The following is a 13872-nucleotide window of genomic DNA, read 5'->3' as shown; positions in this document are numbered from 1 at the left end:
TTCCGTGCGCCTGTTCTGGAAAGTCTTTGCCGTCCTCTGGATCGCCACTTTACTGGTGGGCGGATCGGGCTTTCTGGTCAGTCGGGCTCTGCAACAGGACTGGCTCCTGTTGCAGTTTCATCCGCAGCTCAAGGACTTTGCCCAAGAGTTGACTGACCTGTACGAAAACCAGGGCCCGGCCCAGGCACAGGACTGGCTGGCAGTACAACGCGAAGCCAACCGCTTACGGGCTCAACTCTACAGCGATGCCGGTCAGCCCTTGCTCGCCGGCACCCTGCCCCAGCTACCCCGTTTTGCCCAGCCACCAGCCGCTGAAAAACGCTCGCGAAGCACCCGTCACGGTCGCATGTTCCAGCTTGCTTGGAGCTCAGCGCAGGCGGATTATCACCTGAGCCTGTTTGTACCGGCACCGGAGCTCTTCCGTTGGCAACGCACACCCCTGGCCTTGCTTGCCAATATTGCCTTGGCCATGTTTCTCCTGGCGATTGTCAGTTTGTTGCTCAGCCGCTATCTGACCTCTCCACTTCGCCAGCTGGGTCTGGCCGCCCAATCCCTGGCCCAGGGGCGATTCGAGTCGGACCAACTTAACCGCATCGGCCGTCGACGTGACGAGATAGGTGATCTGTCCAGACATTTCAACCAGATGGGCGAGCGAGTGCAAAGCCTGCTCGACAGTCAGCGCCAGCTGATGCGCGACATTTCCCACGAGCTCCGCTCACCGCTCGCACGGCTAAGAGTGGGGCTTGCACTGGGCAACAGAAAAGTCCTGCAGGAGAATGACCCCCTCTGGCTGCGTCTGGATCGCGAATGCAGCCGCCTGGACGCATTGATCGAAGACATACTGACCCTTAGCCGCCTGGACAGCCAGGACCAGCCCGCCGAGCCATTCCCGCTGGACCCCCTAGTATCTGCATGTGCGGAAGACACCCGGTTTGTCGCCGAAGATCAGAAAATCGAGCTGCGCGGAGCGACAAACTGCCAACTGCTAGGCTGGCCTGATCAACTGGGCAGTGCGGTAGACAATCTGCTGCGTAATGCCCTGCGTTTTTCTGCTCCTCTGGGCCTGATCCGCATCACGCTGCAAAGCAAATCCGGCTCAATGGCGTCATCACAATGTCAGATCACCATTGAAGACGATGGCCCAGGTGTCGAGGAATCCTGGCTCTCACGACTGGGCGAACCCTTCCTGCGACTACCCGGACAGACCAGTAACAGTGGTCATGGCCTGGGGCTCGCTATCGCCAGACGGGCGATCAGCATGCATGGAGGCAAGCTAACATTTTCTCGCAGCGAATTGGGCGGGCTGAAGGCAACCATCGATCTGCCTGCTCAGCCGGGCGGCCAGCTCTGAAAGTAGTCCGACACCTCGAGACGGGGCAGGCTCTTGACCGGGCCTACAGAATGACCAACATACAGATAGGCCACAATATGTTCATTTTCGGCCAGCCCCAGCCCGCTGCGAACAACCGGATGCGAAGCCATGGACCCGGTACGCCATACGGCCCCCAGACCCAGCGCATGCGCTGCAATCAACATGTTACCCACTGCCACGGCACAGGACATATCCTGCTCCTGCCTGGGCACCTTGGGATGCTCCCGATGCGCAGCGACTGCCACGATCAAAAGGGGCGCCCTTTCAGGCTTGCGACGCATGCGCTCCAGAGCAACTGCATCCAGACCCGGTGAATCAGCGAGCGCTGCCTTGGCAAACAGATCGCCAAGGCGCTGCTGCCCCGCGCCTTCGATTACCAGGAACCGCCAGGGACGCAACCATGCGTGATCAGGCGCTCGCAGTGCCGCTCGATACAACACCTCTCGCTGCTCCGGGGTAGGCGCAGGGCCCTCCAGGCGCGTTACTGACACACGTTCGTGCAGGGCAGTCAGGGCATCCATCAATCAGGGTCTCCTGTATCATTCAGGTTGGGCATTTTACTCTCCAGATGCTGCTCACGATATTGGCCCGGAGGCATCCCGAACCAGCGTTTGAAGGCCCGAAAAAAATTGCTTGGATCAGCAAAGCCCAGCAGATAGGCCACCTCCAACAGGGTCAAACGGCGTTGGCGTAACAGCTGCATCGCCAGCTCGCGGCGGGTTTCGTCCATCAGGTGCTGAAAACTGGTGTTCTCTTCCTGCAACCGACGCTGCAGCGTGCGTGTGCTCATGCTCAGGGCGCTGGCCACGCTCTGTCGCTTGGGCTCACCCTGAGGTAGCAGCCGGCAGAGTACCTGCCGCGCCTGATGGGTGACCCTGGTCTGCTCGAAGCGGGCCAGGTAATCACCGGCAAACTGATCATGCATCTGTGCCAGTGTCGTATTTCCTGATGCCAGTTTCGCATCCATCACCTCCCGCGCGAAACTCATGCTGTAAATGCTCGCACCGAAAACCAGTGGGCATTGAAATAACGCTTCATAGGAACTGATGTCAGCGGGCTGCGGGTAGGCCAAGCTAACCTGCAGGGGCACTATTTGTTCACCCGTCATCCAGCGAAAGAAAGCGATCATATAAGCCATGGCTGCATCGTGGCTCTGGCGCGGAGCCGGCACCGTATCGCCATGAATATGCAGCTCCATGGTGTAGCTGTCAGGGCTTTGCAGGAGGGACATATCGGAGGCTTCGCCAATAATGCGCTGGTAGCGCACCAGCCGCGCAAGCCCCTCACGCAGGTTGGTACTGGATAACAGCGCAAAACCGACCACATTGAAATGCGCCGGACGAATCACACGGGCCATATTCAGACCTATGGCCGGATTATTCGAGAGCTGCACGGCCAGCTCCCATAGCCGGGTCATCTGATCCTGGGGAATGCGTGCATCCGGATCGGCCAACAACTCATGATTCATACCCAGCGTTGCAAAAAGATCTTTGCCGACCAGACCCTCGAGTTCAAGCGCCTGCACAATTGCCAGCGCCCAGTTTGAGGAAGTAGTGCGTTCAAGCTGGGTCATGATGGTCTCGCATGTTGCAATAGGGCTCCTGGTGTCAACACAGCTCGGCTTCGCCGGCAGTCATCGCAAAAAAGCGAACAAGCCCATAAACATGGGTTTGGCACGTGCAGTCATAGGGTGACCTCTGCTGGCTGTTCTATAGTCAGAGGATACCCTATTCACCGGAGAAGCAGCATGGCACAGACTGATTCAGCCAACCCGGCAGCCGATAAGGAATTTCATTCCTTTGCCGAGTTCTATCCGTTCTATCTTAGCGAACATGCCAACGACACCAGCCGCAGGCTGCACTATATCGGCAGCCTGTTGGTCCTTGGTGTGCTGGCATGGACGATACTGACCCAGAATTGGCTGCTGCTTATCGTGCTGCCTATCGCCGGTTACGGCTTTGCCTGGGTTGGCCACTTTTTCTTTGAGAAGAACCGACCTGCCACCTTCAAGTATCCCCTGTACAGCTTCATGGGCGACTGGGTCATGCTTCGCGACGCCCTTACCGGCCGCATTCGCTTCTGACAACGAACTGACTGTAAGCACAGCGACAGTCTGATGCTGGCAGGTCGGCATATACTGGCTGGAAGTACAAGTAGAGGAGTAATCCCATGAGCGAGCAACGCGCAGGCTTCAAAGCCATGCAGGAAGGTACAGCCGAAGACTGGCAGTTGATTTCCAGCCACTTCAGGGCCTTTTCCCAGGGCCTGCCAGACCGGGTCATGACGCACCTCCAGTTGCTCGATGGCGATTACGGCGGGTTTCCGATCGACCGCCTCGAGCATTCCCTGCAAACAGCCACGCGCGCTCACCGCGATGGGCAGGACGAGGAGTATGTTGTCTGTGCCCTGTTGCACGATATCGGAGATACCCTCGGCTCATACAACCATCCAGATATTGCCGCCGCCATCCTCAAACCATTCGTCTCAGAAGAGAACCTGTGGATGGTCGAGAAGCACGGCGTATTCCAGGGTTACTACTTCTTCCACCACCTTGGTATGGATCGTCATCTGCGCGACCAGTTCAAGGATCATCCCCTGTACCAACGCACCGCCGAGTTCTGTGCCAAATACGACGCCACCGCATTCGATCCCGATTATGCGTCTGAACCTCTGAGCTTCTTCGAACCCATGTTACGAAGAGTCTTTGCCAAGCCCAGGCAGTCAATTTACAAGGCTGTGGGCAAGGACGCCGACGCAGCTTGATATAATCGCGGGCTACATCGGCCCGCGCCTTTTGTTGTCATTTGATAGACCAGGGCACCTTCTTTGCAGTTTCACTGAAACCTGATGCATATTATGATCTGAGCCTGAATAGCCCCGACTGACCCGGAGGCGATTGTTCGTGCGCTCGTCATTTCCCGCCCGACCATGGCCCCCAGAAAAACAATCTGTCAGCGGGCCACTTTGCGCGTCAGGGAAAGACTGACCATGATCCTCAACAGCCGCGTTCAACCGGTAAAGCCGCCCCTTGAGGGATTTCACTCCAGGGTTATTGCCTACCTGTGTGTAGCCATTACATTCAGCGCAATCATTTTCGAGCAGGGTTTCAATGCCATTCACGCCGGAGTGATCGTGTATGCCCTGCTGTATCCTCACCTCGTGCGCCTGCTTATCAACCGGTTCAGGAACCTGCAGCCGTTTCACAGCAGGCTTGCACTACTTGGTATTGACGGCCTCAATACCGGCATTTTCATTACGTTATGCGCCTTCGCTGCCGTGCCCAGCATGGTTTTCATACTGCTCATCAGCTTCTCGAGCATTATTATCGGCGGGCCGGTCTTCATGCTCACTGGCTGGCTGCTGGTCTTGCTTGGAGTTATCGCCTCAAGCGCGATTGTTACCCCCCAGGTCGTTTTGCACTCCACTACGCTGGTGGCCGTCAGCAGCCTGCTGAGCGGCGGTGCCTTTACGCTGATCATGGCCGCCTTCGTCTATCGTCAGGGCCGCACCCTGGCTCAGGCTCAGAAAGTTATCAGCGCCGAACAGGAAAAGACCGCCAGACTCGCCACCAGCCTGTCCAAATATTTGTCGCCCCAGGTCTGGGAGTCCATTTTTACTGGCAAGCAAAGTGTGCAATTGGAGACCCGGCGTAAAAAACTCACCGTATTCTTCTCGGATATTCGTGGCTTTACCGAGCTTGCCGAGGAAATGGAAGCAGAAGCTCTGACGGATCTGCTGAATAATTACCTCAATGAGATGTCCCGGATCGCGCTGCAATATGGCGGCACCATCGACAAGTTCATTGGTGACTGCGTCATGATTTTCTTCGGTGACCCGGTCAGCCAGGGCGCCAAGCAGGACGCCGAGGCAGCGGTGTCCATGGCCATCGCCATGCGCAAGCACATGAAGGTACTAAGGCAGCAATGGCGCAGCAAGGGCATTACCCGTCCACTGGAGATCCGTATGGGGCTGAGTACCGGCTACTGCACGGTGGGCAATTTCGGAGCCAACACGCGCATGGATTACACTATTATCGGGCGGGAAGTAAACCTGGCCAGCCGGCTGGAAAACGCGGCTGAGGCGGGCGAAATACTGATACCCCATGAGACCTATTCACTGGTCAAGGACCTGATCATGTGCCGCGACAAGGGGCAGATAAACGTGAAGGGGTTTTCCAAGCCGGTGCAGATCTACCAGATAGTTGGCCTGCGCCGCGACCTGGGTGCAGCCCCCTCCTTCGTTGAACACGAAATGCCGGGCTTTTCCATGTATCTCGACACCAGCGGCATACGCAATTACGACAAGGATCAGATCATCAAGTCACTTGAGCAGGCCGCCCGCAAGCTCCGGGACAAGGTTATTCTCTGAGCCTCGGCGAGCGTTTATCTGCTCGCCTCGCCAGCCAGCTCTGAGGCATCGATGGGGTCTGCTTGCGCGGGTTCCGGCGCCCACTGATACAGCTCGATGCGCCCATCAAGGTGCTCGATCAATGCCGTGCAGGATTCTACCCAGTCGCCGCAATTGTGATAGTCGATGCCGTTCACCCGGCGAATTTCCGCATGGTGAATATGGCCACAAACCACACCTTGATAGCCCCGCTTGGTGCACTCATGGGCCAACGCCTGCTCGTAGTCACTGATGAAACTGACTGCGCTCTTGACCCGATGCTTGAGGTAGGCCGACAGCGACCAGTAACCCAGGCCGAAGCGGCTTCTCCAGAAATTCAGCCACCGATTCAATACCAGAGTAAATTCATAGGCGTGATCGCCCAGAAAGGCCAGCCAGCGATGACAGCGGGTGATGACATCAAACTGATCGCCATGGGTCACCAGTAACTTGCGCCCATCCAGTGTCTGGTGCTCGGCTTCGTCTACCAGGTGAATGTTACCCAGCACCAGACTGGTATAGCGGCGCAGGAATTCGTCATGATTCCCGGTGATGTAGGTGACCCTGGTGCCACGCTTGCTCATTGTCAGCACCCGGCGCAACACATTGGTATGTGCCTGCGGCCAGTAGATACCGCTGCGCAATCGCCAGCCATCAATGATATCGCCGACCAGGTACAGGTGATCGCACTCGTGGCTCTTGAGAAATTGCGCAAGCTTGTCTGCCTGGCAGCCTCTGGTACCCAGGTGGAGGTCGGATATCCAAAGAGTACGTACCCGGTGTTTGAATTCCGGCAAGATCGTTTCGGCCTGACTCATGGTTCATTCTCCCTGACATGCAACTGCAGCCTGTTCCCATGCCCTTGCAGCCTGATGACAAAGAAATGACCATTACATGACAACCGGTCCAAACCCAGTGCCTGCTGGCCGCCTTACAGGCGCCTATTCGTGTCGCCGCTCGTATACAATACGCACGTACAGGTCCCGGTCCGGATTCAGGTCATATCATGTTGAAACGCATCTGCTTGCTCCTGCTGATTTTCGCTACCCCCTTCACCACTGCTCAGGAACTGCGAACTGGTCTGGTTCTCTCGGGTGGCGGCGCCCGAGGGCTGGCACATATCGGCGTTCTGAAGGAGCTGGAGGCCCGTAATATCCCCATTCATGCGATCGCGGGCACAAGCATGGGCGCCGTTATTGGCGGCCTATATGCAGCGGGCTACAGCGCGGCAGAGATCGAGCAGATTGCGCTGGAGCTGGACTGGCAGGCTACGCTGGGAGATGACCCTCTTCGTGAAGATATACCATTCCGGCGCAAGCAGGATGATCGGGATTTTCTCGTGAAGCATCGTCTGAGCTTTGATCGCGGTCGTCCAAATCTGCCGCTCGGGCTTTTGCAGGGACAGAACCTGGGGCTGGTGCTGGAAACCCTGCTGGTGCACACCAATGATATAGACGATTTTGATCGACTGCCCATCCCGTTCCGTGCAGTTGCAACCAATATTGCCACCGGTGAAGCTGTCATTTTCGATCAGGGGCACTTGCCCCTTGCAATCCGCGCCAGCATTGCCCTGCCGGGCTTTTTTGCGCCGGTAGAAGTTGATGGGCAATTGCTCGTGGATGGTGTTCTGGTGAAAAACGTGCCAGTGGACGTAGCCCGCGCAATGGGCGTTGATCGTGTGATCGTGGTGGATATCGGCACACCACTGAAATCCGCAGAGCAGCTCAATTCCCTGATCGACGTCATGGACCAGACAACCACCCTGTTGACCCGTACCAATACCCAGGAACAACTCGACACCCTGGGGCCCCAGGATTTGTTGATCCAACCTGAACTCAGCGCCATGGGTTTCAGCAGCTTCGACGAGGCTGCATTCGCCATCAATGCAGGCGCAAAGAGCCTGAACAGTCGCTCGGACCTTGCACGTTATGTGGCGGGCAACGGGCAAACCGCGCCCTCCACCAATCCGCGAGACATCAGACCCGAGAGGCAACCGGTCATCCACGCCATACGGGTTGAGAACAGCGGAAAAGTAGCTGACGAGGTGGTGCGCAGCATGATCCGTCAACCGCTTAACGAACCGCTGAATCTCGATCGACTGGAAACCGACATGGGGACCATTTACGGAACCGATTACTTCAGCAGGGTGAACTACGAGATCGTGCATGGTGAGCAGATCAATACCCTGCTGGTGCGCACCAGCGGTCGCGAAACAGGTACCGACTACCTGCGCCTGGGGCTCAGCCTGGCAGACGATTTTAATGGCGGCAGCCAGTTCAATATCGGGGCCAGTTTCCGCGTCAACGGGGTAAACCCGCTGGGCGCCGAGTGGCTTTCCCGAGTACAGATAGGCGAGCACCAGATCCTTTACAGTGAGTTCTACCAACCACTGGACTATGGTTCACGCTATTTTGTTGCCCCTTTCGTTGACGCCGAGGCGCGGAATGTTGAAGTGATAACCGACAACGACCCGGTAGCCGATTATCGACAGAAACGCTACGGAGCAGGACTGAATCTTGGCCGACAGATTGCCAACAACGGTGAGTTACGCTTCGGCATTTCCCGCTACCATGGCGAGGCGGACGTACGGGTCGGGGATCGTGAGTTGCCGTCATTCGGATTCGAGGAAGCCTTCTACAGCGTGCAACTGGACCGCGATACGCTGGACAACATCAATTTTCCTCGGTCAGGGGATGAAGCCCGGATGGTCTGGCGTCAATCCGAACCCGACCTTGGTGCTGACGAGCGCTACCGTCAAGTCGAGTTTCGCGTCAACAAGGTGCTGGCCTTCGGTCCCAACAGTATCCAGTTCGGCGGCTCACTGGGACGCACAGACGGCGACGTCGGCGTGGCCCAGAGCAGCTTTCTGCTTGGCGGCCCGGGGCAGTTCTCAGGCTTCAGGCAAAACAGCCTGGCGGGCCAGAATTACAATCTGGGCCGGGCCCTGTACTACCGTCGGCTGAATCCCGGCAAGTTCGTACCGGTTGGCCTGCCTGTGTACCTCGGGGCCAGCTTCGAGTACGGCCGGGTGTACAATAAGGACGCTGATGGCTTTGACACCGGCTATATCGGCGCCGGCAGCCTGATGCTCGGCCTGGATACTGTGCTGGGCCCCCTGTTCTTTGGTGCAGGTGCCAATCAGGAAGGTGAGCGAGCCCTCTACATGAAGCTTGGCCAGACTTTCTGAGGGCTATGCACTTCAGGCCCCGGCAATCTCATGGATCAGCGCGGCGCGTATGCAATGCAGAACGCCCTCCTCCACTGGTTCCTCCAGCTCTTTGGCAACGGTGCGCACGCCCGGCAAATCTTCTTCGGCTTCATTGAGAAAGGCATCCTGAATGCGCTCCAACTGGCCGGGAGGCAATTCGATAGCCTGGTGTAGCGCCAGCTTGCCGATGCTGATGGCCTGAGCCAGTTGCATGTACACCTGCTTGACCGGCATGCTCAGCTGGCGGCTGATCTGCTCTGCGGTCATCCCTGCCATAGCCAGGGCCTGGGCATCCCGACTCGCCTCTTCTGCGCCCGAAGCAGCCGGCGCATCTCCCACCAGCACCTGAAGAAAATCGGCGCCATAGCGCTCCAGCTTGTGCGAGCCAATACCACTGACCAGCCCCATGTCCTGCAGATTACCTGGACGTTGGCGCAGCATATCCACCAGGGTCGAGTCCGGAAATATGACGTAGGGTGGCACCCCGTGAGCCTCAGCAAGCTTCTTGCGCAGCGCCCGCAGGGCTTCCCAGAGAGGTTTGTCAGCCTCGGCAATGACTGCTTTCTCGCCCGAACGCGATGGTAAGGCCGCGGTCCGGGTAGCGTCCTTGCGCAGCGCCAGAGTCTCTTCTCCACGCAGCAGAGCCCGGCAACTTTCCGACAGTCTCAGACTGCCGTAGCCGTCCAGATCGATCTCGGCCAGACCGCGAGCTATCAACTGACGGAAAACCGATCGCCACTCCTGCTCCGACAGGTGCTTGCCGATGCCATAAGTAGACAGGTGCTGGTGACCGGCACTGCGGATCTTCTCATTGTCCCGGCCCAGCAGAATATCCACCAGATGACCGACCCCGTAGCGCTGACCACTGCGATAGGCGCTGGACAGCGCCATTTTTGCCGCCTCACTGCCATCCCAGGTATCAGCTGGCTCCACGCAGTTATCGCAATAGCCGCAGGGCTCAGGCAGGGTTTCACCAAAATAGTCCAGCAGCATCTGGCGGCGGCAGCTGGTTATCTCACACAAACCCAGCATCGCATCCAGCTTGTGCCGCTCAATCCGCTTGTGACGCTCATCCCCTTCGGAATTGGCCATGATCTGATTGAGCATCAGCACGTCCTGAAGACCATAGGCCATCCAGGCATCAGCGGGCAGACCATCGCGACCTGCCCTGCCCGTCTCCTGATAATAGGCTTCAATGCTCTTGGGCAGATCCATGTGCGCCACAAAGCGGACATTGGACTTGTCGATCCCCATACCGAAGGCGATGGTCGCAACCATGATCAGTCCGTCTTCATTGAGAAAACGCTTCTGATGCGTAGCGCGTAGTTCGGACGGCAGGCCCGCGTGGTATGGCAGCGCCGGCCAGCCCTGCCCGCTGAGCCACTGGGCTATGTCGTCAACCTTGCGACGTGACAGACAATAAACAATACCGGCATTGCCCTTGTGACGAGCCAGCATGCCCAATAACTGCTGCCGCGGCTTGTCCTTGGGCACAATGCGATAGAAGATATTCGGACGATCAAACCCGGAAATGAAGCAGGGTGCGTTTTCGAGCTTCAAGCGCTGGCTGATGTCCTGCTGAGTGCGCTCGTCAGCGGTCGCAGTCAAGGCCATGCGTGGCACTTGGGGAAAATGCTCAGCCAATTGACCCAGCTGCAGATATTCCGGCCGGAAATCGTGCCCCCACTGCGACACACAATGCGCCTCGTCGATAGCAAACAGGGCGATATCCAGGGTCTGTAAAAACTGCAATGTGCGCGGCTTGAGCAAACGTTCAGGCGCGAGGTAGAGAAAGTCCAGCTCGCCGCGGCGCATCTGACCGGCGATTAGACGCTGGTCATCCTCGCTCAAGGTGGAGTTGAGCGCGGCGGCTTTGAGACCCAGCTCATTCAGGGTAGCTACCTGGTCATCCATCAACGCGATCAGGGGCGAAACAATCACTGCGAGGCCTTCGCGCAGCAAGCCGGGGATCTGATAGCACAGGGATTTACCACCGCCGGTGGGCATCAGGACCAGGGCATCGCCACCAGTCGCCACCTGATCGATGATGTCGGCCTGCTGGCCACGAAATTCGGCATAGCCGAAGATCTCCTTGAGTCGCTGCAGAGCTTGCTCGCGCATGGGTCTCCCTAGGGTGAAGATGACGGATCATGGCGATCGCGTCGGCCTGGTAAGCAAAACATTGTACCAGCCTCGCCCGGCAAGTCCGCGCCCCATGTCAACTTGCCACAAGCGCTTTGGCAAAAGCGCGGAGGCGCGCGTACAATGCATGCATTATCCACTATGAGGTGTCCCATGTCCTTCGCCGACCAACTCGAGCGCCTGCAGGAATTTCTAGATGCAGACGACCTGCACGATGAAGCACTGGATTACCTTGCCTCGCACGGATATCTCGCTGCTCTGTGCATCAGTCCGGTAGACGTACCCGAAGAGGAGTGGATTGCCGAGCTCTTCGCCGAGGAGCCGAACTACCGCGACGAGGCGCATAAAACCGATATTGAAGATGGACTGCGCACGCTGAAATCACAGATTGCCCGGGAACTGGCCAGTGACGAAGACCTTGAGCCGCCGTGCGATCTGGAACTGGGCGATGAGCCGGACCTGTCAGACCTGCGTAGCTGGTGTGTGGGCTTTCTCGAAGGCGTTTTCCTGCGCGAGGAAGACTGGTTCGACAAGGATGAAGAAACCGTCAGTGAACTGCTGCTGCCGATCATGGTGGGCTCAGGCCTGTTTGAAGATCAGCCGGAGTTTGCAGAAATCGCCCAGGATGAAGACATGGTCGATGACATGATGCAGCACATCCCCGAAATCCTCACGCAACTGTTCTTGTTGTTCCACGCACCGGAAGACAAGCCCAAGCCGGCATTGTTGTCGCGTCACTGAAGTCGGTTACGCCATTGAAGAAGGGCCTGCAAATGCAGGCCCTTTTTTGTTTCAGATCCCGGGGAATCCGGCCATCCGCCAGCAGTCACTGGCGTCAACTGCCATGTGAATGAGTAGGCCGATGCCCACCAGCCGCAACGGTTGCCACAGCGTCATCAGCAGGTAACCGGTGATCGCCGTATAGGTGTGCAATGGATGAAAGCCGATCGAGCAACGGTCGGCGGCAAAAATGGGATCGGCAAGCAAATGATCGAGATCCACCAGCATTACCGCCACCATGATCAACCACGCTTTCTGCCATTGCTGACGAAAGAACACCAGGGCAACAACCAAAGGCAGCAGAAAATGCAAAAAAAGATGAAAAGCAAAGGTAACTGTCATGCGACGCTGGCGCCCTCACCGGCAGCTACCCAGCGCTCCAGCAGCGGAAGAACGTCACTTGGCGACTGGTAACCGTTAGCTATCAGCGCCAACTGCCCGTCGCGCTCGGCCAGCAGGGTCGGGAACCCGGCAATACCCAGGTCCCGCGTCCAGGAAAAATCCGCTGCTATTGCAGCACGGCTGATTTCCGCATCAAAACACTCACCGAAAGCCTTGCGTGAGTAGCCCACCTGTTCCGCCAGCTCAATCAGTGCCAACGTCTGGCCAACGTCCTCGGCTCTGGCGTAAAAGGCCTGTTGAATTGCGCTGACCAGAGCCCAGACTCTGTCGGCGTCCAAGGCTCGCCCCGCAACCAGGGCACGGCATGCAGGCTCTGTGTTGTAAACGAATGTCGCTGGCAGGTCGTCCGGCGTCATAAATGGCTGGCCAGATGCGATAGCTACCGCTTCCCAATGCTCCCCAAGAGCTCCCCTGGCAGCATCATCCAGCGGTGAGCGGGCCCCCGGTCGCAACCCACCAGCCACCAGATGGATGGACAAGCTCGGATAACGCTCGATAATCTGCTCGATAACAGGTGCAAACCCCCAGCACCATGAACACATCGGGTCCATCACGTATAGCAGTCGCTGAGCCATGGTTGTCTCCGTCATGTCGTGCTGTCAGATGATGATTGGGCCTGTTGCTGCCCTATCGGATGCGGCTGGTTGCGCAGCTTGGCCAATTTCACCTGACGCTGACGCTCTTCGGCACGGCGCCGGGTCTTCTCTGGCAGGCTATCGTAGCAGCGCGGGCAACTGATACCTTCCTGATACTGCGGCGATGCTTTCTCTTCAGCAGATATCGGGTGGCGGCAGGCGTGGCACTGGTCAAAGGAGCCCGGCGCCAGATCATGTCTCACGGTTACCCGATTGTCGAAAACGAAACACTCGCCATTCCAGCGACTTTCCTCTGCGGGTACCTCCTCAAAATACTTGAGAATGCCGCCCTTGAGATGAAACACCTCGTCGAAACCTTCCTGCAACATGAAACTTGATGCCTTCTCGCAGCGTATCCCGCCGGTGCAGAACATCGCCACCTTCTTGTGTTTCGCCGGGTCATAGTGCGCTTTGACATACTCGGGAAACTCACGAAAACTTTTGGTCTGAGGGTCTATCGCGCCTTCAAAGGTACCTATCGATACCTCGTAGTCATTGCGGGTATCGATCAGCAGTACCTCGGGGTCGCTGATCAACGCGTTCCAATCAGCAGGCTCAACATAGGTGCCGACCTTCTCGTTGGGACTCACGCCCTCGACGCCGATGGTCACGATCTCCTTCTTCAGCTTGACCTTGGTGCGGTAGAAGGGCATCTCTTCACAGATGGATTCCTTGTGATCCACATCGCTCAGACGGGGATCGCTGCGCAGCCAGCCGAGCACCGCATCCATGCCCTCGCGAGGGCCGGCAATGGTGCCATTGATACCCTCGCGAGCCAGTAACAGGGTGCCCTTGACGCCATTGGCGAGCAGGGTATCGAGAAGGGGTTGGCGCAGATTCTGGAAGTCTTCCAGCGTAACGAACTTGTACAGCGCCACTACGACGATTCGGGACATTATCTACCTCGGTATTCAGTTATCGCCCACGTAAAGGGCGTACCATTTGCC

The 13872-nt window shown here is 57.6% G+C and carries 13 protein-coding genes; 6 read left to right on the top strand and 7 right to left on the bottom strand.

Annotated elements, in window-relative coordinates:
* Positions 1-4 precede the first annotated feature (4 nt).
* Entirely contained in the window at positions 5-1351 is a 1347-nt protein-coding gene (locus IEV54_RS02405) for a sensor histidine kinase (protein WP_150277413.1), read from the top strand.
* Here the strand turns inward: IEV54_RS02405 and IEV54_RS02400 are convergent.
* Together IEV54_RS02400 and IEV54_RS02395 are read right to left on the bottom strand one after the other, a co-directional pair.
* A complete protein-coding gene (locus IEV54_RS02400; RefSeq protein ID WP_150277414.1) occupies positions 1330-1893 on the bottom strand; it encodes a nitroreductase family protein in 564 nt (187 codons plus the stop codon). The genes IEV54_RS02405 and IEV54_RS02400 overlap by 22 nt on opposite strands.
* On the bottom strand, positions 1893-2945 hold the full coding sequence (locus tag IEV54_RS02395; protein ID WP_150277415.1) for an AraC family transcriptional regulator: 1053 nt from the start codon (positions 2943-2945) through the stop codon (positions 1893-1895). The genes IEV54_RS02400 and IEV54_RS02395 overlap by 1 nt, the downstream gene beginning before the upstream one ends.
* 174 nt (positions 2946-3119) lie before the next feature.
* On the opposite strand from IEV54_RS02395, the gene IEV54_RS02390 reads away from it, so the two are divergent.
* From IEV54_RS02390 to IEV54_RS02380, 3 genes are all read left to right on the top strand, one after another.
* Positions 3120-3455, top strand: coding sequence for an Mpo1-like protein (locus IEV54_RS02390; RefSeq protein WP_150277416.1), 336 nt, complete (start codon positions 3120-3122; stop codon positions 3453-3455).
* Between the two features lie 86 nt (positions 3456-3541).
* A complete protein-coding gene (locus tag IEV54_RS02385; protein ID WP_150277417.1) occupies positions 3542-4135 on the top strand; it encodes an HD domain-containing protein in 594 nt (197 codons plus the stop codon).
* A gap of 225 nt (positions 4136-4360) precedes the next feature.
* The gene (locus IEV54_RS02380; RefSeq protein WP_150277418.1) at positions 4361-5740 is read left to right on the top strand and encodes an adenylate/guanylate cyclase domain-containing protein; all 1380 of its coding nucleotides are present in this window, start codon (positions 4361-4363) and stop codon (positions 5738-5740) included.
* Positions 5741-5754: 14 nt separating this feature from the next.
* On the opposite strand, the gene IEV54_RS02375 is transcribed toward IEV54_RS02380, so the two are convergent.
* Positions 5755-6576, bottom strand: a complete 822-nt coding sequence (locus tag IEV54_RS02375; protein ID WP_150277419.1) for a UDP-2,3-diacylglucosamine diphosphatase — start codon at positions 6574-6576, stop codon at positions 5755-5757.
* 188 nt (positions 6577-6764) lie between these two features.
* Here IEV54_RS02375 and IEV54_RS02370 point away from each other — a divergent pair, with 188 nt between their 5' ends.
* Positions 6765-8945 carry a patatin-like phospholipase family protein gene (locus tag IEV54_RS02370; protein ID WP_150277420.1) on the top strand — a complete coding sequence of 727 codons (2181 nt, stop codon included), beginning with the start codon at positions 6765-6767 and terminating at the stop codon, positions 8943-8945.
* Between the two features lie 12 nt (positions 8946-8957).
* Here the strand turns inward: IEV54_RS02370 and recQ are convergent, their stop codons facing one another.
* A complete protein-coding gene (gene recQ, locus IEV54_RS02365) occupies positions 8958-11087 on the bottom strand; it encodes a DNA helicase RecQ (RefSeq protein WP_150277421.1) in 2130 nt (709 codons plus the stop codon).
* A gap of 174 nt (positions 11088-11261) precedes the next feature.
* On the opposite strand from recQ, the gene IEV54_RS02360 reads away from it, so the two are divergent.
* The gene (locus tag IEV54_RS02360; protein ID WP_150277422.1) at positions 11262-11849 is read left to right on the top strand and encodes a UPF0149 family protein; all 588 of its coding nucleotides are present in this window, start codon (positions 11262-11264) and stop codon (positions 11847-11849) included.
* 51 nt (positions 11850-11900) lie between these two features.
* Here the strand turns inward: IEV54_RS02360 and IEV54_RS02355 are convergent, their stop codons facing one another.
* Genes IEV54_RS02355 through trhO form a run of 3 tightly spaced genes read right to left on the bottom strand, consistent with a single transcriptional unit; the run spans position 11901 to position 13824 of the window.
* The gene (locus IEV54_RS02355) at positions 11901-12230 is read right to left on the bottom strand and encodes a DUF6122 family protein (protein ID WP_150277423.1); all 330 of its coding nucleotides are present in this window, start codon (positions 12228-12230) and stop codon (positions 11901-11903) included.
* Positions 12227-12865, bottom strand: a complete 639-nt coding sequence (locus tag IEV54_RS02350) for a DsbA family protein (protein ID WP_150277424.1) — start codon at positions 12863-12865, stop codon at positions 12227-12229. Before IEV54_RS02350 ends, IEV54_RS02355 begins: the two co-directional genes overlap by 4 nt.
* 11 nt (positions 12866-12876) lie before the next feature.
* Positions 12877-13824, bottom strand: a complete 948-nt coding sequence (gene trhO / locus IEV54_RS02345; RefSeq protein WP_150277425.1) for an oxygen-dependent tRNA uridine(34) hydroxylase TrhO — start codon at positions 13822-13824, stop codon at positions 12877-12879.
* Positions 13825-13872 lie beyond the last annotated feature (48 nt).

Origin of the sequence: Halopseudomonas salina (genome assembly GCF_014637955.1) — a bacterium.
Taxonomy (GTDB): Bacteria; Pseudomonadota; Gammaproteobacteria; order Pseudomonadales; family Pseudomonadaceae; genus Halopseudomonas; species Halopseudomonas salina.
This window is presented reverse-complemented; position numbering and strand designations above follow the sequence as displayed.

Coding starts and splice junctions, on each gene's coding strand:
- IEV54_RS02400 (WP_150277414.1), bottom strand. CDS start 1,893: ATGGATGCCCTGACTGCCCTGCACGAACGTGTGTCAGTAACGCGCCTG.
- IEV54_RS02395 (WP_150277415.1), bottom strand. CDS start 2,945: ATGACCCAGCTTGAACGCACTACTTCCTCAAACTGGGCGCTGGCAATT.
- IEV54_RS02390 (WP_150277416.1), top strand. CDS start 3,120: ATGGCACAGACTGATTCAGCCAACCCGGCAGCCGATAAGGAATTTCAT.
- IEV54_RS02385 (WP_150277417.1), top strand. CDS start 3,542: ATGAGCGAGCAACGCGCAGGCTTCAAAGCCATGCAGGAAGGTACAGCC.
- IEV54_RS02380 (WP_150277418.1), top strand. CDS start 4,361: ATGATCCTCAACAGCCGCGTTCAACCGGTAAAGCCGCCCCTTGAGGGA.
- IEV54_RS02375 (WP_150277419.1), bottom strand. CDS start 6,576: ATGAGTCAGGCCGAAACGATCTTGCCGGAATTCAAACACCGGGTACGT.
- IEV54_RS02370 (WP_150277420.1), top strand. CDS start 6,765: ATGTTGAAACGCATCTGCTTGCTCCTGCTGATTTTCGCTACCCCCTTC.
- recQ (WP_150277421.1), bottom strand. CDS start 11,087: ATGCGCGAGCAAGCTCTGCAGCGACTCAAGGAGATCTTCGGCTATGCC.
- IEV54_RS02360 (WP_150277422.1), top strand. CDS start 11,262: ATGTCCTTCGCCGACCAACTCGAGCGCCTGCAGGAATTTCTAGATGCA.
- IEV54_RS02355 (WP_150277423.1), bottom strand. CDS start 12,230: ATGACAGTTACCTTTGCTTTTCATCTTTTTTTGCATTTTCTGCTGCCT.
- IEV54_RS02350 (WP_150277424.1), bottom strand. CDS start 12,865: ATGGCTCAGCGACTGCTATACGTGATGGACCCGATGTGTTCATGGTGC.